At 41.5% G+C, this 24,998-nt stretch carries 27 protein-coding genes and 1 pseudogene; 19 read left to right on the plus strand and 9 right to left on the minus strand.

Annotation, left to right across the window (positions count from 1 at the left end):
- Positions 1 to 344: 344 nt before the first annotated feature.
- The 7 genes from sra (at position 345) to AC4IFO_RS12650 (ending at position 4,924) form a co-directional block, all read left to right on the plus strand.
- The gene (gene sra / locus AC4IFO_RS12620) at positions 345 to 533 is read left to right on the plus strand and encodes a stationary-phase-induced ribosome-associated protein (protein ID WP_490734811.1); all 189 of its coding nucleotides are present in this window, start codon (positions 345 to 347) and stop codon (positions 531 to 533) included.
- Positions 534 to 750: 217 nt separating this feature from the next.
- A complete protein-coding gene (locus AC4IFO_RS12625; protein WP_490734813.1) occupies positions 751 to 1,530 on the plus strand; it encodes a YaeF family permuted papain-like enzyme in 780 nt (259 codons plus the stop codon).
- Between the two features lie 335 nt (positions 1,531 to 1,865).
- Positions 1,866 to 2,789 carry a Gfo/Idh/MocA family protein gene (locus AC4IFO_RS12630; RefSeq protein ID WP_490734815.1) on the plus strand — a complete coding sequence of 308 codons (924 nt, stop codon included), beginning with the start codon at positions 1,866 to 1,868 and terminating at the stop codon, positions 2,787 to 2,789.
- Positions 2,790 to 2,872: 83 nt separating this feature from the next.
- A complete protein-coding gene (locus tag AC4IFO_RS12635; RefSeq protein WP_490734817.1) occupies positions 2,873 to 3,310 on the plus strand; it encodes a VOC family protein in 438 nt (145 codons plus the stop codon).
- Between the two features lie 114 nt (positions 3,311 to 3,424).
- Complete coding sequence (locus AC4IFO_RS12640) at positions 3,425 to 3,853, plus strand: universal stress protein (RefSeq protein WP_273804234.1); 429 nt, start codon at positions 3,425 to 3,427, stop codon at positions 3,851 to 3,853.
- Between the two features lie 127 nt (positions 3,854 to 3,980).
- Positions 3,981 to 4,316 (plus strand): hypothetical protein, encoded by a 336-nt coding sequence (locus AC4IFO_RS12645; RefSeq protein WP_490734819.1) that lies wholly within the window; start codon positions 3,981 to 3,983, stop codon positions 4,314 to 4,316.
- A 170-nt stretch (positions 4,317 to 4,486) separates the two neighbouring features.
- Positions 4,487 to 4,924 carry a universal stress protein gene (locus AC4IFO_RS12650; RefSeq protein WP_353244133.1) on the plus strand — a complete coding sequence of 146 codons (438 nt, stop codon included), beginning with the start codon at positions 4,487 to 4,489 and terminating at the stop codon, positions 4,922 to 4,924.
- A 54-nt stretch (positions 4,925 to 4,978) separates the two neighbouring features.
- On the opposite strand, the gene AC4IFO_RS12655 is transcribed toward AC4IFO_RS12650, so the two are convergent.
- Entirely contained in the window at positions 4,979 to 5,272 is a 294-nt protein-coding gene (locus AC4IFO_RS12655; protein ID WP_225818277.1) for a DUF5339 family protein, read from the minus strand.
- Between the two features lie 239 nt (positions 5,273 to 5,511).
- On the opposite strand from AC4IFO_RS12655, the gene AC4IFO_RS12660 reads away from it, so the two are divergent.
- On the plus strand, positions 5,512 to 5,913 hold the full coding sequence (locus tag AC4IFO_RS12660; RefSeq protein ID WP_490734822.1) for a hypothetical protein: 402 nt from the start codon (positions 5,512 to 5,514) through the stop codon (positions 5,911 to 5,913).
- Positions 5,914 to 5,921: 8 nt separating this feature from the next.
- Here the strand turns inward: AC4IFO_RS12660 and AC4IFO_RS12665 are convergent, their stop codons facing one another.
- The gene (locus AC4IFO_RS12665; RefSeq protein WP_490734824.1) at positions 5,922 to 6,551 is read right to left on the minus strand and encodes a TetR/AcrR family transcriptional regulator; all 630 of its coding nucleotides are present in this window, start codon (positions 6,549 to 6,551) and stop codon (positions 5,922 to 5,924) included.
- Between the two features lie 198 nt (positions 6,552 to 6,749).
- Between AC4IFO_RS12665 and AC4IFO_RS12670 the strand changes: the two genes are divergently transcribed.
- The 4 genes and pseudogenes from AC4IFO_RS12670 (at position 6,750) to phoH (ending at position 10,540) form a co-directional block, all read left to right on the plus strand.
- A complete protein-coding gene (locus AC4IFO_RS12670) occupies positions 6,750 to 7,562 on the plus strand; it encodes a threonine/serine exporter family protein (protein WP_219248590.1) in 813 nt (270 codons plus the stop codon).
- Positions 7,553 to 8,023 carry a threonine/serine exporter gene (locus AC4IFO_RS12675; RefSeq protein WP_353244129.1) on the plus strand — a complete coding sequence of 157 codons (471 nt, stop codon included), beginning with the start codon at positions 7,553 to 7,555 and terminating at the stop codon, positions 8,021 to 8,023. The genes AC4IFO_RS12670 and AC4IFO_RS12675 overlap by 10 nt, the downstream gene beginning before the upstream one ends.
- A gap of 299 nt (positions 8,024 to 8,322) precedes the next feature.
- Positions 8,323 to 9,276, plus strand: a pseudogene (locus AC4IFO_RS12680) (endonuclease).
- Positions 9,277 to 9,754: 478 nt separating this feature from the next.
- Entirely contained in the window at positions 9,755 to 10,540 is a 786-nt protein-coding gene (gene phoH, locus AC4IFO_RS12685; protein WP_490734827.1) for a phosphate starvation-inducible protein PhoH, read from the plus strand.
- A 76-nt stretch (positions 10,541 to 10,616) separates the two neighbouring features.
- On the opposite strand, the gene zinT is transcribed toward phoH, so the two are convergent.
- The 5 genes from zinT to AC4IFO_RS12710 form a co-directional block, all read right to left on the minus strand.
- Complete coding sequence (zinT, locus tag AC4IFO_RS12690; RefSeq protein ID WP_490734829.1) at positions 10,617 to 11,270, minus strand: metal-binding protein ZinT; 654 nt, start codon at positions 11,268 to 11,270, stop codon at positions 10,617 to 10,619.
- Between the two features lie 185 nt (positions 11,271 to 11,455).
- Entirely contained in the window at positions 11,456 to 12,295 is an 840-nt protein-coding gene (locus tag AC4IFO_RS12695) for a siderophore-interacting protein (protein WP_490734830.1), read from the minus strand.
- Between the two features lie 155 nt (positions 12,296 to 12,450).
- The gene (locus AC4IFO_RS12700) at positions 12,451 to 12,630 is read right to left on the minus strand and encodes a DUF2474 domain-containing protein (protein WP_273804241.1); all 180 of its coding nucleotides are present in this window, start codon (positions 12,628 to 12,630) and stop codon (positions 12,451 to 12,453) included.
- On the minus strand, positions 12,587 to 13,597 hold the full coding sequence (gene cydB, locus AC4IFO_RS12705; protein ID WP_275074814.1) for a cytochrome d ubiquinol oxidase subunit II: 1,011 nt from the start codon (positions 13,595 to 13,597) through the stop codon (positions 12,587 to 12,589). Before cydB ends, AC4IFO_RS12700 begins: the two co-directional genes overlap by 44 nt.
- Positions 13,587 to 14,924, minus strand: coding sequence for a cytochrome ubiquinol oxidase subunit I (locus AC4IFO_RS12710; RefSeq protein ID WP_219248577.1), 1,338 nt, complete (start codon positions 14,922 to 14,924; stop codon positions 13,587 to 13,589). Before AC4IFO_RS12710 ends, cydB begins: the two co-directional genes overlap by 11 nt.
- Before the next feature lie 244 nt (positions 14,925 to 15,168).
- Here AC4IFO_RS12710 and AC4IFO_RS12715 point away from each other — a divergent pair, with 244 nt between their 5' ends.
- Together AC4IFO_RS12715 and AC4IFO_RS12720 are read left to right on the plus strand one after the other, a co-directional pair.
- A complete protein-coding gene (locus AC4IFO_RS12715) occupies positions 15,169 to 16,593 on the plus strand; it encodes an aminotransferase-like domain-containing protein (RefSeq protein WP_490734833.1) in 1,425 nt (474 codons plus the stop codon).
- A gap of 96 nt (positions 16,594 to 16,689) precedes the next feature.
- A complete protein-coding gene (locus AC4IFO_RS12720; RefSeq protein WP_490734835.1) occupies positions 16,690 to 17,256 on the plus strand; it encodes a HutD/Ves family protein in 567 nt (188 codons plus the stop codon).
- Here the strand turns inward: AC4IFO_RS12720 and AC4IFO_RS12725 are convergent.
- Positions 17,253 to 17,864 (minus strand): LysE family translocator, encoded by a 612-nt coding sequence (locus AC4IFO_RS12725; protein WP_490734837.1) that lies wholly within the window; start codon positions 17,862 to 17,864, stop codon positions 17,253 to 17,255. The two genes, AC4IFO_RS12720 and AC4IFO_RS12725, sit on opposite strands and share 4 nt — an antisense overlap.
- A gap of 165 nt (positions 17,865 to 18,029) precedes the next feature.
- Here AC4IFO_RS12725 and AC4IFO_RS12730 point away from each other — a divergent pair, with 165 nt between their 5' ends.
- Positions 18,030 to 18,497 (plus strand): Lrp/AsnC family transcriptional regulator, encoded by a 468-nt coding sequence (locus tag AC4IFO_RS12730; RefSeq protein WP_490734839.1) that lies wholly within the window; start codon positions 18,030 to 18,032, stop codon positions 18,495 to 18,497.
- Between the two features lie 3 nt (positions 18,498 to 18,500).
- Here the strand turns inward: AC4IFO_RS12730 and AC4IFO_RS12735 are convergent, their stop codons facing one another.
- The gene (locus AC4IFO_RS12735; RefSeq protein ID WP_490734841.1) at positions 18,501 to 19,043 is read right to left on the minus strand and encodes an RNA 2'-phosphotransferase; all 543 of its coding nucleotides are present in this window, start codon (positions 19,041 to 19,043) and stop codon (positions 18,501 to 18,503) included.
- 749 nt (positions 19,044 to 19,792) lie between these two features.
- Between AC4IFO_RS12735 and AC4IFO_RS12740 the strand changes: the two genes are divergently transcribed.
- From AC4IFO_RS12740 to AC4IFO_RS12755, 4 genes are read left to right on the plus strand one after another with little or no spacing between them, the layout of a single operon-like run.
- Complete coding sequence (locus AC4IFO_RS12740; protein ID WP_490734843.1) at positions 19,793 to 21,157, plus strand: radical SAM protein; 1,365 nt, start codon at positions 19,793 to 19,795, stop codon at positions 21,155 to 21,157.
- Positions 21,147 to 21,830, plus strand: a complete 684-nt coding sequence (locus AC4IFO_RS12745; protein WP_490734845.1) for a TorD/DmsD family molecular chaperone — start codon at positions 21,147 to 21,149, stop codon at positions 21,828 to 21,830. The genes AC4IFO_RS12740 and AC4IFO_RS12745 overlap by 11 nt, the downstream gene beginning before the upstream one ends.
- Before the next feature lie 29 nt (positions 21,831 to 21,859).
- Entirely contained in the window at positions 21,860 to 24,442 is a 2,583-nt protein-coding gene (locus tag AC4IFO_RS12750) for a molybdopterin-dependent oxidoreductase (protein ID WP_490734847.1), read from the plus strand.
- Between the two features lie 13 nt (positions 24,443 to 24,455).
- Complete coding sequence (locus AC4IFO_RS12755) at positions 24,456 to 24,998, plus strand: DMSO/selenate family reductase complex B subunit (protein WP_273804248.1); 543 nt, start codon at positions 24,456 to 24,458, stop codon at positions 24,996 to 24,998.

The raw sequence follows: 24,998 nt of genomic DNA on the forward strand, positions 1-24,998 counted from the left end.
GGCAGGGTAGTGAAGAGATTAACGGCCCCTATGACAATAGCCTCATAAAAAGCGAGCAGGAGGTATTTAAGGGGAGTTAATAACCAACGTCAATAAGATAAACTAAGAATAATAATTGCTAAGGTGAATGGGGTACCAAAAAGGTACTAACAATTTTTTGTTTCTGCGTGAAACTAATAAGTTTAATTACATTAAATAACATCGATTTGGTGCTATACTAGTTAGGTTACATTTTGTTTTATATTTGAAGTAAAACAAAAAAATACCCTTGTGGTCAACGAAGACTATATTTTTGATATTCATGATGCTAATGAATTTAAATTGACTAGTATAAGGAGTCGATAATGGTTAGTAATAATAGCGCACGTCGCTTATTAGGAATGCCTTACAAGCAAAGCCGCTCTAAAAAAAATATTCGTGTATCAATAGGTTCACAAGATAATAAAACTGTCGCGGTTCAAAAAAATAAAGCGACAGAAAAGAAAACATATCACTCAGTCACAGTTTTTTATCCAGAATATGTGATTAACTAACAGAGTATATGGAACCCTCTAGACTCCTAGAGGGTTAAAAAATGCGGATCCACGATATTTTATTTTCTATTCTGTTTGAAAATATCTCACCTAAATTATCTAAACGCGATAAAAAACTGAAGCACCCTAAAATAATTAGTAATAGTCATAAATATCATTAAAGTATAATATGTGTACATTAATTTATAATGTAAAACAGAATACTGGGCGTTTTAGGATGAAATCTCATTTTTTACTTTGTTTTTTGTTTTGTTTTTTTCTTGCAGGGTGTTCGACTCAATTTAAGTCTGATGAAGAAAGTAACCGCTTAAATTTCAGTATTCAACATGCGAATACGATCCCTATAAAAGATACTGTAGAGCCATTAGCTGTGACTGATATGTTACCAGGGGATATTCTATTATCTTCTGCAACAGGACTAAATTCTTGGGGAATCCGCTTGTTTAGCGTTAGTGGCGTGAGTCATGCTTCTATTTATTTAGGACTAGGAGAGGTGGCTGAATCTGTTGGTAGCGGTGTTCGAATTATTACATTGCAACAAGCGGTTAAAGACTCAAATAATATGGTGGTCTTAAGGCAATCAGGGCTAACTTCATTACATGCGGATAAACTGCGTGAATTTTCTGTGCGTAACAATGGCAATAAATATAATTATAAAGGCATTGTTATGATAGCGCCTTGGATGATCACTAAAAGGGTGTGTGAACTGCCATTAATTGGTGAAACAATACGTAATTTCTGTCTTAGAACCCTTGCAACAGTCCAATTAGGTGATGATGTAGACCAAGCGAATGGTTTCTTTTGTTCGCAGTTTGTCTTAGATGCTTATAAATATGCAGGTATACCTTTATTTGAAGGGAACTCATCATGGATCACTCCTGCGGATATATTGCATATGCGTACAGGTGATGTGCCAACATTTATGCCAACCCAGCGCTTAGTTTATGTTGGTCACTTAAAGTCATGGAGTTTCAGTAGTGCAATACGTAAGCAATAACAACATATTGAAAAATAAATAAAAAAAAGGCCAACAACTAAGTTGGCCTGCTAAACTGGAAGCAATGTGAGCAATGTCGTTTGTGACAAACCTGAGTGATTTACTCAAGTATTCACGAGGTAAAAGATAACCATTCTCATTTAATAAATCAACCCCTTTTTTTGTATTGCTACTGATGGTTTTTTAGCGACTGAATTGCCTTTTATTTCAAATAAAACAATGTATTGTGTTTTTATCTGCCACATTATTGAGTTTTTCGACAAAAAATTTTTTAAAAAAAATCATAATAATGAGATTATTCCCGTCTAGGTTAGTCACGAAAGAGTCAAACTAAGATGGATAAATTAAAGGTTGGGGTAGTAGGTTTAGGGGGGATCGCCCAGAAAGCCTATTTGCCTATTTTGGCAAAAGAAGAAAATTGGCAATTAGTTGGCGCATTCTCGCCAAATCAAACAAAAGCTAAAATTATTTGCGATAGTTACCGGCTTCCCTTATTTAGCAACATTGATGCACTTGCCGCTCAATGTGATGCTGTCTTTGTTCACAGTGCGACTGCAAGCCATTTTGAGGTGATAAAACGCTTATTACAGGCCAATGTTCATGTATATGTGGATAAACCGCTGACTGAACAGATTGCGCAATCTGAACAATTGATTGAATTAGCGAATCAACAGCAAAGAACCTTAATGGTTGGCTTTAATCGACGATTTTCCCCTTTCTATGTAGCGTTAAAACAAAATACACAACGCTTTGCTTCTATTCGTATGGATAAACACCGCACCCACAGTGTTGGGCCTAAAGATACCGCGTACACATTGTATGATGATTATTTGCATGTGGTTGATACCGTACTTTGGCTTGGGGGCTTTGAGGCAGTTTTGAAAAGTGGAAATATACAACAAACCAGTCTTGGTGAGTTATTTTATGCGGAACATCATTTACAGGCAGGTAATTGCTGGCTAACAACCTCGATGCACCGTAAAGGGGGGAGTCAACAAGAGCAAATTATTGCTGTCGCGGAGGATGAGCTGCACCAAATCACCAATATGAATCATTGGCGTCGTGAAACCGCCGCAGGAGTCAGTGAGAAACAGCCTGGCAATTGGGATTCTATTTTAGTACAACGTGGTTTTGATGGCGCAGTACGCCATTTCATCGACTCAGTAGCAAACCAAACGGCACCTGTGATTAGTGCAGAGCAGGGCATAATTGCTCAACGAATGGTTGAATCTATGCTTTTACAGTTACAAAATGGCTGAATCAAGCAAAGTGGTGAGTGCAAAGGCGGCTATTCTACTCGCTATATTTAATAGACTCAGAAAATATATATTGAGGTCACATCATGTTAGATTTACAAGATAGTGCGGATATATTGTTTATTGCCGGATTTGGCCCAATAGTGGCTGACTTCGAAAAAAGTCAGCATTTTTATTTAGATGTTTTAGGGCTGCCACTTAAACCGATAGAAAACGGTAGCCAATATTTAATTTGCGAGCCTGAACATCTTGATGGAGTTAAACATTTTGCACTTTGGCCTTTAACTCAAGCCGCGCAATCGTGTTTTAACAAAGAGCGATGGCCTGCAGATATTCCTATTCCACAAAGTTGGATGGAGTTTGAAGTCTCAGATATTGAAAAAGTGACCCAAACTTGTCAAGAACAGGGTTATGAATTGCTAGTAAATAACCAGATGGAGCCATGGGGGCAAACCGTGACACGTTTATTAAGCCCAGAAGGAATGCTAGTGGGTTTAACGGTCACACCATGGTTAAGGGAATAGTGTTTGAAATTGTCGCTAGAGATCTCATTTATCTTTTAGAATAAGAGACATTTATGCGTAATTGTTTATAATTTTGTTGTAGAACTTAATTTTAACATTTATTTAGGAGGGGTTATGTATAAAACGATTCTGGTCCCTATTGATTTAACTGAAGACGAATTAACCAGTAAAGCAGTTCGTCATGCCGTTAATCTTGCAAAACAATCTGGCGCAAAAATTCACTTAATCCATGTGTTGCCTATTTCATCAGCAATTATTAATGCATACGCATTAGGCTATATGGAAATAAAAGATCGTGCGACGGTAAAAGCGGAAGAAGACATGAAAATGTTGATGGATACGATTGACTTACCGCATGAGGATGTCAGTTATACCATTACATTTGGTTCACCACGCGATGAAGTTATAAATACGGCTAAAGATATTAATGCCGATATCATTGTAGTTGGTTCTCGCCGTCCTAATATCACCACTCATCTCTTAGGTTCAACTGCGGCAGGTATTGTCCGTTACGCAGAAACATCAGTACTTGTTGTTCGTTAATAAATAGAAAAGGAGCCTACAGATGCTGTAGGCTCTTTTTTATTTACGTTGATTAAGTTATAGGATTAACGGTGTTTAATTTTATATTGACTCAATTTAGCCAATAATAAGATCTCGCTAGGTTTATATGGAAAAATTTTCGAAAGAATTACTGCGTATTGAGCATTTTATTCTCAGAGTAATACGTTTTTATTTACTCGCTCTTTTGGTTTTTTTCCTTGGATTATTGCCTGGTATTATCGGTTTTTATTTTATTGAAGGGCACTCCATTGTGGAATCAATGCTAAATGCACTTTCAATGTTGAGTGGGCAAGCTATTGAACCTGCACCGATAACGCAGGGCGGTCGTTTTTTTATTGCGATTTATGGATTATTTTTGCAAAGCGTATTTATTATCAGTATTGGGTTGCTTGTAACCCCATTTATTCATCGTATTTTGCATAAATGGCATTTAGAGGAATAAACTTTTTTGCAGTAAAAGCAGGGAGCTTCACAGCTTTTTAAGTGTAGCAATACTATACTTTTAACCGCTTAATGATAATTATTCACCCGCAATACCTAATACGCAAATCGTGAAAATGAACAATAATACGGTTTGGAAGATGGATAAACACAATTAATAAGGGGCATCGTATGTATAAAACAATTTTGGTTCCCGTGGACATATCTGAAGATGTTTTAACAGATAATGCATTAAAACATGCGGTCTATTTGGCAAAAATTTCGAATGCAACAATTCACTTATTTCACTCTGTTCCCGATGTTTCAAGATTTTCGATGAGTTACAGTTATCACTATGATTTACTGTCTTCATTTGCGAAAAAAGCCGTCGAGCGTTCTGAAGAACAACTCAAAGAAATTATTGAAAAAATTGATTATCCTTCAGATAAAATCACTTATAAGGTGGAATTTGGTTCTCCAAGAGACAAGGTTTTAGCCGAAGCGGAAACTATTAACGCTGACTTAATTGTTATTGGTTCTCGAAATCCGAGTATATCAACGCATTTATTAGGTTCGAATGCATCTGGTATTGTTTCTTATGCGAAAATATCAGTACTTGTCGTCCGTTAAAATAAAAAACAGCCTGATTTTCAGGCTGTTTTTTTGAAGACATGGAGGATAGGTTTATTTGGTTTTAACCGCTTCTTTGGCTTGTTCAATCGCTTTTAGCGCTTGGCTGCACGCTTGCTCTTGGGCATCATCCGGGTAGCTAGCTAAGGCTTTTTTCGCCTCTTCTAACTGAGACTTCATCAGCGCAATCTGCTCTCCCGCATTTGCTTCATCTTTATATTGTTCTTCAGCTTGTTTAACAAGTTCGTTCATTTCTTTAAAGTAGGTGTCACAGGTTGCACCTGCATTTGCATTAAAGGCAACAACAGCCATAAATAACCCACATGCAATCGGAAGAGTTTTTTTCATCGTATTTTCGCTTTCAAAAGTCACAATATAATCAGGATAACATTCCATATTAAAAAACGCACCACTCAACCTTTATTAATGTTTTAAGCGAGAATAATTTTAGCCATATTGAGATTATTCCTGTACACCAAACGATAGAATAGCATGTATTGCAAAAGACAAATGATAATCATTCTTGACTGAGTTTAAATTAAAAGTGTACACTCTGGTACACTTTAATGAAGCACAGTGAGATTGTTATGCAAAATAAAATTATGGTGGATACTAACAGTTGGCCTGTTTGTGTTATGAACGCATTCCCATCTTCAATGGATGAAACACGTTTATGGTTAGAGGAAATGGATTTACTCCTTGCGAGAAGGGAACAATTTAGCTTGGTATATCCACCGATTGCCCCGAAAGAAAAACCATCCGCAGAGGATATTGAAGGCATGAAATATGTGCGTCGTTGGTTAAAGCATGCCAAAGAACCGATGGAACAACATTGCCGTGCGATGATTGTGACATTATTGCCAGATGGAAGTGATAAGGAAGAAAAAGAGCGTTTAGCGCCGATGTTATCTGCGTTATATGGCCCAGAGGTGTTATTGGCTAAAGATATCCATACCGCGAAAGCACAAGCTCAAGCCATGCTAGCTTAAAGGGCAGGTTAAGCGCTTATTTTTCGAATATAACTGGCGATGATATCAACAGAAAGTGCAATTTGCTGGTTGATAAATTCATCGCTGGGCTGGAAGTTTTCGACACAAAACGTAGTGATGAACACATCCGCTTTGAGCATTTCCAAAAATCGTGATGAAATACTTAACAATGTTTTTTCATCGACGTTAACATCCGGTAATGCAAGGAGTTTTTGGGTTAATAAGCGGTAGCTTTTTACAGGGCCTTGTTCGAAAAAGGCTTGGCTGATTTCAGGGAAGCGGTTGTACTCCCCGAGGATCAATCGGTATAAACTGATGGATTGTGGTTTAAGCACACTAAGTAAGAAGCGCGAACCATAATAGGCCAGTACCGACTCAATCGAATTGAAAGGAGGATCTTTTTCATCTGACTCTGAAAAAATATCCTCAATCATATCGGCAATAACGGCGGCAAATAACCCTTCTTTATCCCCAAAGTTTTTATAGAGCGTAGAACGAGACCCGCCCGCACGCTCAATCACCATGTCCAATGTTGCTCCCTCGAAACCATACTGAAGAAATACATCCGCTGCCGCAGCAATAATGGCTTGATGGCGGCGTCGGCCTTTTGGTGTTTTGGCAGCGAGTGAGCTATTCATAAATGATTGATCCTATCATTTCGTTTGAATTATGAAATAAAGTGGTAATTTTACCAAAAAAGTTTAAATCAGGTGGTCTGAATCGCAGATTTACCTGAAAGAGATCATGATTTAAGCTAATGATTGGCTCTATGATAATTGTAAAGACTAACATGTTTAAGTGAATTTCTGAATGCTTGTCATCATTTTGGGGGCGCAATGGCGGGATGTACGTTAGATAAACAACGTTTTATAGAGGGAGATTCTGTTGAGATGCAACGGGAGATCACTCGGTTATGCATTGAATGTGGCTTGTTATTGCTACAGCATGGTGCAGAGAGCATGTTAGTGGAACAATTAACGACCCGGTTAGGTATCGCACTCGGTGCAAGCCAAGTCGACAGTGCGATTTCATCAAACTCTTTAGTTTTAACAACCATTATCGATGGCCGCTGCTTAACTTCAACACGACGCATTATCGACCGTGGCATTAATATGCATGTGGTGACAGAAGTGCAACATGCCGTGATACTAGTTGAACATCATTTATTAGACAGAAAACAGTTACAAAAGAAATTGTCTTCCATAAAACCCTTGCGTTACCCACGTTGGTTGATGGTGCTAATGGTTGCATTATCCTGCGCGTGCTTTAGTAAACTCAATGGTGGTGGTTGGGAAAGTGCTTTAATCACGTTCTTAGCCAGTGGTTGTGCGATGTATATCAGACAAGTTTTAACCTCTCATCAAATGAACCCATTGATTAACTTTTGTATTACTGCATTTGTGGCAACCTCTGTCTCGGGGTTATTACTCAAAATTCCTTATCTGGCAGTAACAGAAACGATTTCGATGGCGGCGAGTGTTTTGTTACTTGTGCCGGGATTTCCGTTGATTAATGCTGTTGCGGACATGTTTAAAGGGCACGTGAACACAGGCCTTGCACGCTGGACGATGGCGAGTTTACTCACGCTAGCAACCTGTATCGGTGTGGTGCTGGCGATGACTATCTGGAACTTAAAAGAATGGGCATAGAATTTCTGTTAACGTTGATTGAAAAAATGGTGTTAGCCGCTATTCCTGCGATTGGCTTTGCCATGGTGTTTAATGTCCCTGTGCGGGCACTTAAATATTGTGCTTTGCTCGGTGCGATTGGCTATGGCTCTAGAATGATTTTGATGGCGTTAGGGCTGCAAATTGAATGGGCCAGTTTCCTCGCCGCAATTCTTATTGGCATCATTGGCATCCAATGGTCGCGCTGGTGGTTAGCTCACCCAAAAGTGTTTACGGTCGCGGCGGTGATCCCCATGTTCCCCGGGATTAGTGCTTATGTGGCGATGATTTCAGTGGTGAAACTATCCCAGTTTGGTTATAGCCCTGAGTTAATTGAAGTTTTAGTGACAAATTTCTTAAAAGCCTCTTTCATTGTAGGCGCATTGTCTATCGGTATTTCATTACCCGGATTGTGGCTGTACCGAAAACGCCCAAGTGTTTGATATTCAATAAAACTTAAGTGGTATTTTTGCTTTATTAAGCAGATTGCCACTTGGTGTTATTAACGATAAAAACTAACATAACCTATTAAATTTGCAGAAATTCTGATGGCGTAATTATTTAATAAAAATAGGCAATCGCTGATACCATTAATGTTTTAATTTGATTAGAATATGCGATATTTTCTATATACATTAGGGTGTTAGAAATAACACTAACGTATCTATATTAATTTTTCGCTTATATTCTGATTAGTGGTGTTATTTTGAAACAGTCCAGTTTTTTGTATTTCTTCCGTTTTATTCTGCCTTTCTTTCTCTTTTTACCACTTTCTTTCTCTTTTGCGGTGCCTAGCTCATTTACGCAAGCGAAAGTGCTCAGCAAAACGCAAGTCTATTCCGATCAAAGCAAGCAAGGGGAAGGAACGATTTACTGCGGCTGCCAGTGGGAATGGGCAGGCAAAAGTGGTGGGCAAGTTGATTTAGCCTCTTGTGGTTATCAAGTACGTAAACAGCAAAGCCGTGCGGAACGTATTGAGTGGGAACATATTGTGCCTGCGTGGGTATTTGGTCATCAGCGCCAATGTTGGCAAAATGGCGGGCGTAAAAACTGCGTTTCGACAGATCCCGTTTTTGGTCGCATGGAGGCGGACTTGCATAATCTGGCACCTTCCATTGGTGAAGTGAATGGTGATCGAAGCAATTTTAGCTTTGGCCAATTATCGACAAATACACCTTATCCTTATGGAATGTGTCGTAGTCGTGTTGATTTTAAACAAAAGGTATTTGAGCCCCGCGATGAGGTAAAAGGGCAGGTTGCTCGTGTCTATTTCTATATGCATGACCGTTATAATTTGTCTATGTCACGTCAGCAGCAGCAACTCTTTATGGCATGGGATAAAAAATTCCCGCCAAACCAGTGGGAACGTACTCGTGATGAACGTATTGCCAACGTTATGGGGCACCATAATCCCTTTGTGACAGGGCAAAAACAGTGGAGCTTAAACCACAAGAATGGTGGCGAGGGAGTGAGATTTTCCCCAGTTTCAACGGTATCATCACCTAAGCAGCCTGAAAAATAAACTAACTTAGTCGATTCAGCTGAAGTTAAAGGTAATAAAAATTCTAAAAAGTATCATTTCTCCCATTGTTCGGGTTTTAAGACATTATCAGATAAAAATGCAGTTATGTTTACTAATGAAAATGCTGCCCAAGAAGCGGGTTATCACCTAGCGGGGAACTGTAAACCGCGTTAATAACAACGTAAGCGTCAACAATCGATTGATTGTTGACGCTTTTTTAGAGGGAAATTTGATATGACATATAAAACACAAAAATGTGTTAAAAAAATGTTGCTTTCTGAAAAAAATTAGCGCTATATTTAAGGTAAGTAAAAATTGCAATGAAAACAGCGCCTCACTGAGTCACAAAAAATATTGCAGTTTGTCATATTAGTGTCATACAGATTCATTAGTTTAACGGTATCGCTGTCACAGGAGAAACTAATGGGAAGTAAGTATTTGTTAACACGAGAACAAGACCGGTTAGCCTCCATCATGAAATTGTCATGGTGAGATGACTAACCGGTTTTTTTTATGGCCTGTTAAAAAGCAAGAGGGTTGAACCACATTACACTGTTTTATCGTTAACCAAGAGCTTGAAGGGAGCTCCTCTCTGTTCTGAATAGTTAGTCATCTGAAATTGACATCACTGATACCTGGAAGGGTTAATACTATGAGTAGACAGAAAGCTGCAACAAAAGCACGTCGTGAAATGAAACGCTCATCACGTAAAGAACGTTCTGGTCGGTTTGACATGAATAACGTTGCGTCCTTCGCTGAACTGACAGGCATTGAGCCTATCGGTATGGCAAAAGAGCGTCGTGATGGCTCACCAATCCTGCCACGAAATGAAGCTCAAAAGCTCTATATTAATTCGATTAAACACAAGCAGTTAATTTTTGCCAATGGTGAAGCGGGCTGTGGTAAAACCTTTATCAGCACTGCATTAGCCGCCGATGCATTGTTTAATAAAGATATCAGCAAGATCATTGTGACAAGGCCAGTTCTTCAGGCAGAAGAAGACCTCGGGTTTTTACCGGGGGATATGTCGGAAAAGTTTGCGCCGTACTTTCGACCTGTGTATGACGTTCTAGCAAAACGGTTAGGGAGTTCGTTCCTGCAATATTGTTTACGTCCTGAAATTGCGAAGGTAGAGATCGCGCCATTTGCCTATATGCGAGGCCGAACGTTTGAAAATGCCATTGTCATTTTAGATGAGGCGCAAAATGTTACGGTCACCCAAATGAAGATGTTTTTAACGCGTTTGGGGGAAAACGTCACGGTGATTGTGAATGGGGATGTGACCCAGTGCGACTTACCTAATGGGGTTCAATCGGGTCTTGCAGATGCGTTACAACGTTTCAGTAGTGATGAAATGGTCTCGATGGTGAACTTTACCATTGATGATTGTGTGAGATCGCAATTGTGCCATAAAGCGTTATTGGCCTATAACGACTAAATGATTTTCCTCGAGAGTAACGAACATATGCCCCATAAGTGATAGCTGGGGCATATTTTTTATTAATTACAGATGATTAATGGTACAGCATTTCGTGGACAATTTGCTCGTCAGTTAATGAATACGGGTAATAGGTTGGCCAGTTGTCTAATTGCCCCAATAGTTTCTCTTGTGACTCATTGCCCATATATAAGTGGAAATGCCCTGACGTTTGCGGCTCAATAATATGGTCGCTAAACTGAATATATTTTGGCGCTTTGGACTTAGCATCTTGGCATTCAAACAGGTAGCGAACGCCTTTTTTACCCGAAGTGTAATGTAAAATTTTATAGCCTGAATACGCATATTGGCAGCTATTGACGACACCGTTTTGAGTAAATTCAATCACGTTATTTTCGATGCCAATACTGTCAACATCTGTGGCGTAACCTTTTTTATAGTAAGCGCGGTATTCTTCAACGGTTTTATCTTTATTTTTCTGCGCTTTACTTTCTAAAACAGCATCCAACTTTCCATTTAATAATAAAGGATTAACTGACTCCCATACACCTTGCCAATCACTTAACGAACGGTCTTTGACATCAGAATCTTCAAAAATGCCTTTTGAAGCTTGAAGGGCTTTTTCTGATTGTGGGTGTGCGTGACTGTGTGAGCCGTGTGCAATAGCAGAAAAACTGCTAATGGCAAAAATGGCACTGAGCGCGGTATTTAATAATGTGTGTTTATGCACTGTCATTTCCTATTTTGATGATGTCTATTTTTATTATGTTATAACATAACATTTATCGCAATAAAAAAATGCGCAGGATAGGGGGATTCGATACAAATAAACGAAAAGGCGGGGCGGCAAGGAGTAGTGAGACGCTTATCAGCGATAACGCAACTGATAAGCGTTGAGGGTAATGTAAAACGGAATTAGTCGTCAGGATTATCCATTACTGCATGGCGTTCATGGTGATAACCTTCTTCATCATAGCCATGTCTCCAATAGGGGATCGCGTAGATATCATCGCGACCAAACCCTTTTTCACGGCGAACAAAACGACGTAAATCACGAATGATCTGGTCTTCACCTGCTATCCAAAATGCACAGTCAGTAGCCGGGATATCCCATGATTTAAATGCGCTAATTAATTCAGCGGTTTTGCTGATATCGCCACAAATCCAGATGATTTCAACCTGAGCAGGTTTTTTAAGTGGACGTACATCCGCTGGGTTATCCATGCGTAACACTACTTTTCCTTGGGCATCTGCTGGCATTTTTTCTAATAATGCGCCAATAGCGGGCAGTGAACTGGAGTCCCCCGCCATAAAATAGTGTTTTCGGCTTGGCAACAGTGGATCTGGGCCGCCAGGGTTAGTGATCCCCATCCAATGACCGGGTTTAGCATCACGGGCAAATAAATAGGCAGGCCCTGTCGCACCATCATGCATGGCAAATTCAATGTCGATTTCGCTAACGTCAGGGCGAATGGCTCTTACGGTATAGGTGCGCACAAATGGGCGAGGTTTATCTTCAGGCCAACTACGGCCTTCTTTACTGAGGATAGGCAGAGCCGGTTGGCTAGATAAGTCAGGGGCTAAAAAGATTTTTAAGTGTCCGCCTTCGCAGTCGGTTGGGTAGTCTGCAAGTTTTTCACCGGTGAAGGTGATGCTACGGATCGAGGGGCTGACATCAGTAATGGATTTAACTTGAATAAGCTGCGGTGGCGCCGGGCGGTAGATATTTTTTTCAACGGGTTGTTCAGTAGCCACGGACGGTCTCCTTCGTTAATGATAATTTTATTATTTGGTAATTATTATCATTATCATATCACGAATATTAATTATTTAACCATTTATATTCATCCTATCTGCCTCACATAAAACAAAAAAGTGCCTTAGGTATTAACATAAGGCACTTGAGTTATCTACTTCACTTTCATCCCAGCAGCGGTCATCATCAACTTAAATACGGAAGAGAAAGCAAACAGTGCTAACACACTTCCTAGCCAGATAATTGCCATCCAACCGAGTTTTTTCCACCAAGGGGAAGCCACTGCGGTATCAATGGTAGCCTTGGTCTGGGGTAATTTTTCCTCTGAAGACATAGTAACTCCAATAGGTATAAACCAAAATAACAGGAATAATGAATAACGCGCCCACTAACATAAAGCCTAAACTTTCAGAAGGGCCCGCTGCGTCACGGAAGCTAATTGCGGGTGGGATCAGAGTCGGCCAAATGCTGATCCCAAGGCCGGTAAAACCGAGGAAAATCAACATCAATGCGGACAAAAATGGCACACTGTCATGTTGCTGGCGCTTTGCGCTTTTTAAGATTAGCCATGTACAACCCAGAACCAATAATGGAACAGGCAAGAAGAAGAACAAGTTTGGCAGCGTGAACCAGCGGTCAAAAATGGCTTCATTAAGCATTGGTGTCCATAAACTAATAACCGCAATTACTGCAACCATCAATAAGGTTAATGGACGCAGAATGCGGTACATCGTGCGGCGTAGGTGCCCCTCTGTTTTCATGATTAGCCAGCCACAAGCCAGTAAGGCATATGCGACAACTAAGCCAAAACCACAAAATAGCGGGAAAGGGGCAAACCAATCAAAGTAGCCGCCCATAAAGGTGCGATTTTCTACGTGGAAACCTTGGATAAAGGCCCCCACGACAACGCCTTGAACGAACGTGGCAAAAATAGAACCCCAGATGAATGCGTGATCCCAATGGCGGCGGTGAGATTCGTCCGCCCGAAAGCGAAATTCAAATGCCACACCACGGAAAATCAAGGCTAATAGCATAAAGGTGAGTGGAATTGATAACGCATCTAACACAATGGCATAGGCAAGGGGGAATGCACCAAATAAGGCCGCACCACCGAGCACAAGCCACGTCTCGTTACCATCCCAAACGGGGGCAACGCTATTCATCATTAAGTCACGGTCTTGGCTATCTTTTAGGGCAGGATAGAGAATGCCAATCCCTAAATCGAACCCATCCATGACGATATACATCAACATACTAAATACGATGATGACAAACCAAATAAGAGGTAAATCAATGCCCATGAGCTGCGTCCTCCGCGATACCTTTACGAATTAATTTCATCATGTACATGTAGCCGATACCGAACACTCCACCGTAAACCACAAAGAAGGCGATTAAACTGATGCTCATGTGCATTTCACCGTGGGCGCTGACGGCATCTGAGGTGCGCTGCAAGCCATAGACCACCCAAGGTTGACGGCCAATTTCAGTGGTAAACCAGCCCGCTAAAATGGCAATTAATCCAGAGGGCGCCATGATGAACATAAAGCGCAGGAATGTTTTGGATTCATACAGATTTTTACGGTAACGCAGCCATAATCCCCAAACCCCAGCGGCTATCATTAATAAGCCTAAACCGACCATCACGCGGAATGACCAAAACACCATAAATACATTCGGTCGGTCTTCTGGTGCGTATTCTTTTAACGCAGGCACTTGTTTATCAATGCTGTGGGTTAAAATCAGGCTCGCAAGATACGGAATTTCGATGGCATATTCGGTTTTTTCTTTCTCTTGGTTTGGAATACCAAACAAAATAAGCGGTGTCGCTTCACCTGGTTTGTTTTCCCAGTGGCCTTCCATCGCAGCAACTTTAACCGGTTGATGTTTCAGTGTATTCAAACCGTGCGCATCACCGATTAACGCTTGGAGTGGGGCTAACACTAAAATCAACCACAGCGACATGGAAAACATTTTCTTCATCGCACTGGATTTGTTGCCTTTGAGTAAATGCCAAGCCGCAGAAGCACCAATAAAGAATGCCGCCGCAAGGAACGCTGCCGTGGTCATGTGCAATAAACGGTATGGGAAAGATGGGTTGAAAATGACCGCTAACCAATCAACGGGGACGATGCGGCCGTCGATGATTTCGAAGCCTTGTGGCGTTTGCATAAAACTGTTGGATGCCAAAATCCAGAAAGTGGAAATGATGGTACCCAATGCAACCATGCAGGTGGCAAAAAAGTGCAGTTTTTCACCCACGCGGTTCATGCCAAACAGCATGACGCCAAGGAAACCCGCTTCAAGGAAGAACGCGGTTAACACTTCATACGTGAGTAATGGACCCGTAATTCCGCCCGCAAAATCTGAAAAGAAACTCCAGTTGGTACCAAATTGGTATGCCATCACCAATCCAGATACCACGCCCATTCCGAAATTAACCGCAAAAACTTTGGTCCAAAAATGGAACAGTTTTATATAGTCTTCGTCACGTGTTTTTAGCCATAAGCCTTGTAGTACCGCAAGAAAACTTGCGAGACCAATCGTAATGGCTGGGAAAATAATATGGAACGAGACCGTAAACGCGAATTGTATACGGGCAAGTTCCAGCGCAGTTAGTCCAAACATATTGACCCCTGAGTGGATATGTTAATGGCACGCTGCATTTAAAGCCTTGGTGGTCACAATCGAGGCGCTTATCCCTAGCAAAAAAATTGCTCACACCGGAATGCTAATCATCGCAATCCGACTAAAAATGTTTTGTGCTTATAGTTAAAAAAAGTCAGGTGAATGTGTGGATAAGTAGAACATGAGACGATAAACTATAATAGTAACAATTATTGAGTTATTAACTATAACAGTTGAGGCGGCAATGACGAGATATGAACAGTTAGCAGCGCAAATTCGTCAACAAATTGAAGACAATATCTGGCAAGTTGGTGACAGATTACCTTCACTTAGGGAAAGCGTTAAGCAATCAGGTCTTAGCTTAATGACCGTGGTACAAGCTTACCAATTACTTGAAAGCCAAGGATGGGTCGCCGCACGTCCACAGTCTGGGTACTATGTGGCCAACCGAAATAACGCTTTTGCGGCAGCAAAAGGGGGAAAAGGACTCCATTTAAATGAAAATGTAGAGATTAACGCCTCGATATTTGGGGTATTACAGGCTTGCAAGGATCCAGATATTATCCCATTTGGCTCCGCATTTCCAGAACCCGCCTTATTGGATGACCCTAAATTAGCCAAATCATTGGCATCTGTCGCAAGGCGTTTATCCAAATTTAATACGCCCGCGAACTTGCCGCCGGGAAATGAACAATTACGCCGTAATATTGCCCAGCGTTATGCAACGCAAGGCATTCATGTTGCTCCAGATGAAATTGTGATCACCGCAGGTGCGATGGAATCACTGGTGCTAAGCTTGCAATCTGTCACCCAACCAGGGGATTGGGTGGTGATTGAATCTCCCGCATTTTATGGCTCATTACAGGCTATTGAACGATTAAAGCTCAAAGCGATCGCCATTAAAACGGATCCTTTATTTGGTATTGACCTTGATGCATTAGAAGATATTGCCAGCAAATACCCGATTAAAGCCTGCTGGCTAATGACCCATTACCAAAACCCGCTGGGCGGGACAATGCCACAAACCAATAAAAAACGTTTAGTGGATATTTTAAATAAACATCAAATTGCATTAATTGAGGATGATGTTTATGGAGAATTATATTTTGGTAATAAGCAGCCTATTCCTGCAAAAGCGTTAGATACGAAAGGGCATTTTTTCCATTGTTCATCATTTTCGAAGTGTTTAGCCCCCGGCTATCGTGTGGGATGGGTCGCTGCGGGGCATCACGCAACGAAAATTCAGCACTTACAAATGATGAGTACGGTGTCAGCCAGTGTGCCTACACAGCTTGCTATTGCAGAATACCTCTCTTTAGGGGGGTATGATGCCCATCTGCGTAAATTACGGCTCACGATGGAGCAGCGACAACACCAGATGTTAGGGGCAATCGCCAAATATATGCCGCCTTCAGTTAAAGTGAATATGCCCAAAGGTGGGTACTTTTTGTGGTTAGAATTCGAACCGCCGTTTAATGCTATTCGGTTATATCAATTAGCATTAAAAGAAGGCATTAGTATTGCACCGGGCAGTATGTTTTCAACAAGCGATCAGTTTAACCATGCATTTCGTTTAAATGTCTCTTTTACGTGGACTGAACGTATTGAAGAGGCGATGAAAACATTAGGTCGGTTATGTCACCATTTAATTAAAGAGAAGCGCGATTAGTCACATTATTGTTGTAAATTCATTGCCTTGAAAGACTAACTTTGCGACTCTAAGTAGAAATCTAAAACAGTGAATAACAACGTTTTGGGAGGTAATGTGAAAATTAAATGTTTTGATATCACCGATTTGCCAAACCTCAAATGGAATGATGGAGGCGGGGCTAGCCAAGAAGTTTTTTGCTGGCCAGTTGCCTCAGATTATTCATTACGTGCAAGCATCGCGACGATTAACCGAGATAGCTATCTTAAACGATACGCTGAAGGTGAAAGGCTAGTTATCTTGCTCAATAACCAAGAAATAACATTAAGCGATAATAAAAGCTTTATGCAGCGGTTGAGCCACGTTGGGGAGAGTGCCCAATTTTCGGCTCAGCAATATGCAGCAATAAATGTGAGTCAGCCGAATACACAGCTATTGAATTTTATTTTTCGAGCGGATCGCTGGGTAGCAAAAAGTACTTTAGTAACAGAAACGTGCAAATTGCCGAATAACCAATCGGGTCTAGTTTTTGTGCTAAGTGGCGAATGGGCCGTGTCTGGCGGGAACTGTAATCGAATGGTAGTTGGACAAGGCGGTTGGTGGTTACCGGATATCGGCGAAGGTGAAGTGACTCCCCTGAGTGCCGATAGCCAGTTGATTTGGATTGAATTATTACCGCGCTAGCTCGCGGCTAACCCTATGGCTGCAAAGGTTAACAAGCCGCCAGCCACCCCCTCTGTGATACGGCGTTTATTATCGTTATAACCTTGTTTTTTATGCATGGATGCAAACAACACGCCAATGACCCCATAAATCACCACACAAGAAACAATAAAAGTGGCAGAAAGGATTAACGATTGAATCGCAACACTTTCGCTTAACTGAATAAAATTAGGCAAAATCGCAAAATAGACCAATAACCCTTTAGGGTTTAAAAAACTGGTTAAAAATGCCTTACCAATCACGGCCTTATTCGATACCTTTTGTATTTTGACTTCGTTGGCTTTCATTGCAGACATGATCATCCGCACGGCAAGGTATGCCACATAGGCAACACCGACCCATTTTATTGTGTGAAATACCATCGGTGAGGCTGCAACAATCGCGGCTAAGCCAAGTGCGGCGAGTATTGCATGGGCAAGGTAGCCTAAAATAATGCCTAAATTTGCTTTCCAAGCGGCGCTTGCCCCACCTGAAAGCCCTTGTGCTGAAATGAATAAAATATCTGGGCCCGGTGTGCAAATCAGTGGGATCACGGTAGCACTGAATAATGCTAAAGTGTGTAATTCCATACGATGACCTCTTTGGTTTTTATTGTTGATGAGGCAACTGGCCAGCTGCGTAAAAATTATAGCGATAATGCAGTAGTATAGGGTTGTTTTATTGCTTGAAAATAACAATAAATTGGCATTGAATATCAATAAGTATTAATAAGTGAGTGTTGGATATCAATAAAAATGAATATGATAAAACTTGATGCTATTGATAGGCGCATTTTGCAAGTGTTACAGCGTGATGGAAAAATACAGAATGTCGAACTGGCTAAGGAGGTTGGGCTTTCCCCCTCGCCTTGTTTGCGTCGCGTAAAACTGCTCGAAGAGGCAGGCGTCATCAAGCGCTATGTGGCGGTGCTTGATGGGGCAAAAATTGGGGCTGGCTTGTCGCTATTTGCGCGTATTTGGTTTAAAACTCAGGATGCGAAAACCATTAACCAATTTGTTGAAGACATCAAGCAGATGCCTGAAGTCGTGGAATGCCACCTAATGGCGGGGGAATGTGATGCACTAATTCGTATAGTAACGAAAGACCTTGCCTCGTATCGCCGTTTTCACGCCGATCATTTAACACAAATAAACAGCATCCAAAGTATTAAAACTGAAGTCCCTATGGAAACGGTTAAGGTCACTTACGCGCTGCCACTTTAGCGATTACGGTTGGATAAACTTGGCGGGAACGTGCTCAGTTAACCAAACATGGTTATCGGATAAGTAAAATTGATAACCTGACTCTATCATTTTTTTGGCTTCAATTACTAAAACGATGGGCTTACCGTGCCGTGCGCCTACATGGGTTGCCGTCTCTGTATTATCTGATAAATGGACATGGTGACGGTTACCCGCTAATAACCCTTGTTGCCTAATTGAATCAACAAAGCGGGTCGCTGTTCCATGGTAAAGGAACTCTGGGGGAATTTGTGAAACGTGATTTAGGCTAACCTGTTGGCTTGAATGCCCTTGTGCTGCGCGGATTTGGGTGTGTTCAGCATTGAAGGTAAAGCGCTTTTTATTGTTATTTTCGACGACATACTCTAATAGTTCACGGGTGAGCTTTTTCCCGTGGCGGTTAGCGTGTAATAATAATTCATCGACACTAACCCAGCCATCTTGGTCAAGTGTGAGTGAAATAGATTCAGGTTTATGGCGTAAAACGTAGCTTAAGAACTTGCTAATTTGAATTGTTTTGTCTTGCATATACTGCCTATTAATAATATTTATTTCCTTTAAGTTTAATTTAATTAATAACTAAGCGTAATTAATTAGTGAAATCATAACGAAGTGACAGAATAAAAACGATGTAAATAATCCTAAAATGTTTTTTGCACCAAAAAATTATTTTTTCTAATCAATTAAAGACAGGTGCCTGATTGCTTCGATAACAATTGATCTGAATTAGTTAAAAATACTTTCTATTAAATTCAAATTACGAATGAAAATCTGTAATAGGACGCATTAGTGATATTTATTATTTGTTGGTTTGAAATTTAATGTTACATTTTGAAAAATAATCATTCATTTTAAATATCAGGGTAAATATAATTTTTCTTGATGTTTTTTAGTGTGATTGTAATTCGAAATATAAATTATTATATAACCATTCGTAATGAGATTGAATAGTGTGTTGTTTGTAACGTGTTGAGTATGTAAGGAATTTATGGGTGAATAACTGTGAGGTAAATACGTTGAAATAGAATTTTTTGTTGATCCTGCGCAATTTCATTTTGCTTCAATTATTTATACTGAGTTTATTAATTTGGCAACTAATAGATAGTTTTAATTTAGAGATTAAATAACCTCAATCTCACCATAAATGTGCTGTATATACTGTTTGCTCCGTTATTAATGTCAGTCAGAATTAATCAAATAATTAGATGTTAATTACATAACCATATTCTATAACAAAATTGATTCATAAAATATCTTCCCTTATTAAAGGTAAATGAATGATCTATCCGATGACAGATAGCATGCTGTCCACACTCAAAAATGATAAGTTTTCACGCTATGCTATGCGCTATTTAGCGATTGAGAAAAAGACGCAATCTGCTATTTCAGAGTATGGCTTAGGTTTTGAAATTCCTTTTTCACAGCAAACTGAAATTCAACAACTGAAAACGGAGTTAAAAACCCTAGGGGCGGTTTTTGCAAATAATGGCAAAAGCATCCACAGCGGCTGGCTCTCTAGCGCCTGTGTGCAATGCCGTACGGGGGAAGGGAGCCATACCACATTCTTGTCTTTAAAATGCCATCGAGATTGTTATTTCTGCTTTAACCCTAATCAAGAAAATTATGACGGTTTTCAACAGGAAATGCGTGATGCGATAGGTGAAGTCGACGCGATTGCTGAGCAAGACTATCCATTATCCCACATTGCACTAACGGGGGGAGAGCCGCTGCTATTTCGAGAAGAAAGTATTCAATTCTTTCAACGTGTACAGCAAAAATTACCGCAAGTTCACACCCGCTTATATACCGCAGGCGACCCGCTAGACCGCAATACGGCGCTTGCATTAGCCAAAGCAGGGCTACAAGAGGTGCGCTTTAGTATCAAGATTGATGATCCAAAAGAACGTATTGAAAAGGTGTTGCACCGTATTGCGTTAGCGCGCGAAATTTTCCCTACGGTGATGGTGGAAATGCCTGTTATCCCTAATACTGAAGAACAAATGTATCAGTTACTGATGCAACTCGATGACATTGGTATTGATGGCATCAATTTATTGGAATTTTGCTTTCCTCTCACCAATAGCCATGAATACAAAGCCCGCCATTTTGAGTTAAAAAACCCACCTTATGAGGTGTATTACAACTATTGGTATGCAGGTGGCCTTGCGGTTGCGGATAGTGAATTAGCCTGCTTACGAGTGCTGAAATTTGCATTAGAAAAAAAATTATCCATTGGTGTGCATTATTGCTCCTTAGAAAATAAGCATACGGGGCAAGTGTACCAAAGTAACGCGTTTTTCCAGCACGATGAGCAAGTCATGGGCCCCCATTATCTTTTCTCCACAAAAGATTATTTCTTTAAAAGTGCCAAGGTGTTTGGCGATGATTGCGAGAAAGTGGCCCACTATTTAAAACAAGCCAATGCGCCATTCGAACAAGAGTTACTCCACGGTTTTTTACAATTTAACCCTGAATCGATTTCGTCTTTGCAACCGCTGGCAAATCTCCCCATCGCACTGACTTCTCATATCGTTGAACCGGATGAAAACGGTAATCCACTGATTAAAGAAGTGCGCATTGAGCTAACCACACCCACTGAATTTTTATTGGCCGACATACAGGGAGGTTCCTGTGAAAAATGAAAACCCAACGTTAGATTTTTTGTATGCAAGGCAGTTTGCTTATGACGTATTGCGCCGCTTATTCATGGAAGAGCCGACACCTGAATTACTGCGATATTTGAGTGAGGCAGGGTTGGCGCTATTTCCCTGCGAAGACAGTTTGCCTGTGATGGCGGATGCCGTGAGTGCAATGCAAACCGATTTGCAAGCTCGCAATTTACAAGCCGGTTCAGAAGATTTTGAAGATTTACATTGGGACTTTACGCGTCTATTCATTGGGCCAGAAGCGCCTCCTGTAGCACCTTGGGAGTCTACGTATGTTTCTAGAGACAAGCTGTTATTCCAAGAAAGCACCCTTGCTGTGAAATCATTCTATCAAAAATATGGATTTGAATTAGGGCACAAAGAATTCGAAGCCGCAGACCATATTGGTTATGAATTAGATTTTATGTGGAATCTGAGTCAGAAAATTGTTGAATGCACCGAATTAACAGCTGAACTCACTGATGAATCAAAAGTGTTATTACAGGCATCAAGCTTATTTTTAAATAACCACCTCTTGGCGTTTATTACCCCATTTTGCCGTGACCTGCATAACCACGCCAATACCCCATTTTATCGCCAGTTGAGTGCGCTGTTAGAGCCATTTTTACGAAATGATCAAAAGAAAATCAACGAACTAGTCAATTTATAATAATAAAACGAAAGGAAGAGGTAAGAGCAATGTCAGAAAGACAGAAAATAGCCTTAAGTCGTCGTTCATTTATAGCATGGACGTCGGCAGCATCGGTGATGGCGACATTACCGATGAGCAAACGGCTTTATGCATCAACACCAGAAGAAGAAAAAGCCATTGTCCAAGCCACTGATGCCGTCACTAAAGGGAAATGGAAGCCCGTTGCGTGCTGGCATAACTGCGGTGGGCGCTGTGTGAATAAAGCGCTGGTGGTCGATGGTGTGGTGGTTAGGCAAAAAACCGATGACGTGGTTGCCGACTCGCCTGATTTTCCACAGCAACGCGGTTGCTTGCGTGGGCGTTCTCAGCGTAAGCAAGTTTTTGGCGCCGACCGCTTAAAATACCCAATGAAGCGCAAAGGTTGGGCGCCGGGTGGCGGAGATAAAAGCCTACGTGGGCGTGACCAATGGGTGCGGATCAGTTGGGATGAAGCCCTTGGTATTATTGCCACTGAGACAAAGCGCATTAAAGAAATATACGGTAAGGAATCTATTTGGATCACCGGTGGAAACGGTGTTGATATCCAAAACGTGTACGCGAAAGCCGGCGGCTTTGTGGGGGATTGGGGAACCACCTCATGGGGTGCTTGGTTTGAAACACCTGCTCACCTCGGTTTATTAGAAGGTTTTTACACTTTCGGAACCAATGACCGCTTTGATATGCGTAACTCGCAGCTTATTGTGATGTGGGGCGCTAACCCTGCATGGAGCAGCCCGGGTAGCCCAACCTATAACTATTATCAGGCCAAAAAAGCGGGTGCGCGTTTTATCAGTATTGACCCGAGTTATACCACGACCGCTGAATTAATGGATGCGGATTGGTACCCAATTAATCCAGGCACTGACCACGCGCTGGCACTGGGCATTATGTATGCGCTTTTGGAAATGGATAGCCCAGATAACCCATTAATTGATTGGGAATTTTTACGCCGTTGTACAGTTGGTTTCGATGAGAAAAATATGCCAGCGGGTGCTGACCCGAAAGGCAACTTCAAAGATTGTTTATTAGGCACGTATTCCGGTGAACCAAAAACCCCTGAATGGGCAGCGAACATTTGTGGCTTATCAGTGGCAGACATTCGCACATTGGCACGTGAAATTGGTGGAACAAACCGTGTTGCATTACTAACAGGTTGGGCACCTGCACGTATCCATAATGGTGAAGGATGGGTTCAAGCATTCTCAACATTAGGTTTTATGACTGGGCATATGGGACGTCCGGGACGTATGACTGGGGTGAGCTGCCACTTTGCTGCGGGCAATAATGGCACACGCTTAGTGATGGCTGGTGCAAGTGGTTTACCTTCAGTGCCTAACCCTGTGAGCTTGAAAATCAACCACAATGAGCTGAACCGAGCGTTGCTGGAGAAAAAATTCCGCCAGCGTGGGGTGGGCGATGTTGATGCGAACATCCAAATGATTATTCACCCGTTCAATGCGACGTTGCAAACGCGGGCGAATATTACCCAAAGTATTGAAGCCTATAGAAAAGATGTCGAATTAATCGTGACAGCTGCTTACGTGCCACATACCTGCGCAAAATACTCCGATATTGTTTTGCCTGTCACGACCGAATGGGAACGCGATGGCACTATCTTAAACCCAAGTAACCGTGAAGTTATTATTGCTGCCGTGAATGTGACACCACCACTTTATGAAGCAAAAAGTGACCAATGGATTGCCAAAGAACTGGGCGTACGCCTTGGAATAGATGTGGACGAAGTCTTCCCTATTTCAGAAAAACAGCAGTTTTTTAATAAGCTCAATGGAGCAACCATTATCGGGGAAGATGGACAGACTAAAGAACCTCTACTCACTATCACCCAAGCAGATATTGATGAATGGCAAGTTACAGGGAAACCACAGCAAGGCCGCTTGACATTGAATGAGTTCTTAACTGTCGGTAAATACCAAGTACAACGTACAGAGGGTGACAATTACGGCTATATCGCCTATGAGGACTTTATTCGCGACCCGCAAGCTAACCCACGCCCAACCCCAAGTGGTAAATTTGAAATTTATTGCCAAACATTGGTGGAAAAAGCCGATGAATGTGGTTGGACCAAATTACCGCCAATCCCAGAATACATTCCTTCTGCAAGTGGTTATGAAGCTAGCTTCAAAGACTTCAACAAAAAAGAGAAGGGAGATTATCCGTTCCAAATCTACAACCCGCACTATTTACGCCGTTCACACAGCACCTTAGATAATGTGCCGTGGTTGCGTGAACAGTGGCCAAGCCCAATTTACATCAACGCATCTGATGCTAAACGCTTAGGGGTTAAGCACGGTGAAACGGTATTAATTACTAGCCCTCATGGGAAGATTGTTCGCCCAGCGCTTGTCACGCAAACCATGAAACCGGGTGTCGTGGCTTTACCTCATGGTAGCTGGACGGATGTCGATGAAAAAACAGGGATAGATATGGCGGGTGCAGATAATACGCTGACGATCCAAGTTCCGACAGGGTTAGGAACATCAGGGTGGAACACGATGCTCTGTAACATCGAAAAATGGGACGGTGATCAGCTAGTTCCAGATGTTGCTATTCCACAGCGTATTATTTTTTAAGGGGCGATAAATAATGGATAAACAAGTCGGATTTTATATCAATGTTGCCGCCTGTATTGGCTGTAAAACCTGCGTTGTAGCATGTAAAGACAAAAATGACCTTGAAGTTGGGCGTAATTTTCGCCGCGTTTACGACATCGAAGTGGGGGAATACCCGCGTCCGCGCCGTTGGCATCTATCTATTGCATGTAATCACTGTGATGACCCGCAATGTGTTAGCCACTGCCCAACAACGGCAATGCACAAACGAGAAGAAGATGGTGTTGTCTTGGTCGACCACGATAAATGCGTCGGTTGCCGTTATTGCACATGGGCTTGCCCATATGAAGCGCCGCAATTTGATGCAAGCATCGGCATGATGACCAAGTGTGATACCTGCATTGATTTACGCGAGCAAGGGGGGAACCCGATGTGTGTTGATTCCTGCCCAATGCGTGCGATTGAATTTGGGCTCATCAGTGAGCTGCGTAAAAAATATGGCACAAATGCAGATATTGATGGTTTGCCAAGTTCAAGTATCACCAAACCCAACCTCGTTGTTGGCACGAAAGGATAA

The sequence above is a fragment of the Providencia sp. UF-224 genome (genome assembly GCF_058245955.1).

What these genes read in the sequence shown, in the direction of transcription:
- AC4IFO_RS12625 (WP_490734813.1), top strand. Translation starts at nt 751, where the DNA reads ATGAAATCTCATTTTTTACTTTGTTTTTTGTTTTGTTTTTTTCTTGCA.
- AC4IFO_RS12645 (WP_490734819.1), top strand. Translation starts at nt 3,981, where the DNA reads ATGGAAAAATTTTCGAAAGAATTACTGCGTATTGAGCATTTTATTCTC.
- AC4IFO_RS12740 (WP_490734843.1), top strand. Translation starts at nt 19,793, where the DNA reads ATGATCTATCCGATGACAGATAGCATGCTGTCCACACTCAAAAATGAT.
- AC4IFO_RS12710 (WP_219248577.1), bottom strand. Translation starts at nt 14,924, where the DNA reads ATGTTTGGACTAACTGCGCTGGAACTTGCCCGTATACAATTCGCGTTT.
- AC4IFO_RS12755 (WP_273804248.1), top strand. Translation starts at nt 24,456, where the DNA reads ATGGATAAACAAGTCGGATTTTATATCAATGTTGCCGCCTGTATTGGC.
- AC4IFO_RS12655 (WP_225818277.1), bottom strand. Translation starts at nt 5,272, where the DNA reads ATGAAAAAAACTCTTCCGATTGCATGTGGGTTATTTATGGCTGTTGTT.
- AC4IFO_RS12650 (WP_353244133.1), top strand. Translation starts at nt 4,487, where the DNA reads ATGTATAAAACAATTTTGGTTCCCGTGGACATATCTGAAGATGTTTTA.
- AC4IFO_RS12640 (WP_273804234.1), top strand. Translation starts at nt 3,425, where the DNA reads ATGTATAAAACGATTCTGGTCCCTATTGATTTAACTGAAGACGAATTA.
- sra (WP_490734811.1), top strand. Translation starts at nt 345, where the DNA reads ATGGTTAGTAATAATAGCGCACGTCGCTTATTAGGAATGCCTTACAAG.
- AC4IFO_RS12735 (WP_490734841.1), bottom strand. Translation starts at nt 19,043, where the DNA reads ATGCAAGACAAAACAATTCAAATTAGCAAGTTCTTAAGCTACGTTTTA.
- AC4IFO_RS12700 (WP_273804241.1), bottom strand. Translation starts at nt 12,630, where the DNA reads ATGTCTTCAGAGGAAAAATTACCCCAGACCAAGGCTACCATTGATACC.
- AC4IFO_RS12635 (WP_490734817.1), top strand. Translation starts at nt 2,873, where the DNA reads ATGTTAGATTTACAAGATAGTGCGGATATATTGTTTATTGCCGGATTT.
- AC4IFO_RS12630 (WP_490734815.1), top strand. Translation starts at nt 1,866, where the DNA reads ATGGATAAATTAAAGGTTGGGGTAGTAGGTTTAGGGGGGATCGCCCAG.
- cydB (WP_275074814.1), bottom strand. Translation starts at nt 13,597, where the DNA reads ATGGGCATTGATTTACCTCTTATTTGGTTTGTCATCATCGTATTTAGT.
- AC4IFO_RS12730 (WP_490734839.1), top strand. Translation starts at nt 18,030, where the DNA reads ATGAATATGATAAAACTTGATGCTATTGATAGGCGCATTTTGCAAGTG.
- AC4IFO_RS12750 (WP_490734847.1), top strand. Translation starts at nt 21,860, where the DNA reads ATGTCAGAAAGACAGAAAATAGCCTTAAGTCGTCGTTCATTTATAGCA.
- AC4IFO_RS12675 (WP_353244129.1), top strand. Translation starts at nt 7,553, where the DNA reads ATGGGCATAGAATTTCTGTTAACGTTGATTGAAAAAATGGTGTTAGCC.
- phoH (WP_490734827.1), top strand. Translation starts at nt 9,755, where the DNA reads ATGAGTAGACAGAAAGCTGCAACAAAAGCACGTCGTGAAATGAAACGC.
- AC4IFO_RS12725 (WP_490734837.1), bottom strand. Translation starts at nt 17,864, where the DNA reads ATGGAATTACACACTTTAGCATTATTCAGTGCTACCGTGATCCCACTG.
- AC4IFO_RS12715 (WP_490734833.1), top strand. Translation starts at nt 15,169, where the DNA reads ATGACGAGATATGAACAGTTAGCAGCGCAAATTCGTCAACAAATTGAA.
- AC4IFO_RS12660 (WP_490734822.1), top strand. Translation starts at nt 5,512, where the DNA reads ATGCAAAATAAAATTATGGTGGATACTAACAGTTGGCCTGTTTGTGTT.
- AC4IFO_RS12670 (WP_219248590.1), top strand. Translation starts at nt 6,750, where the DNA reads ATGGCGGGATGTACGTTAGATAAACAACGTTTTATAGAGGGAGATTCT.
- AC4IFO_RS12665 (WP_490734824.1), bottom strand. Translation starts at nt 6,551, where the DNA reads ATGAATAGCTCACTCGCTGCCAAAACACCAAAAGGCCGACGCCGCCAT.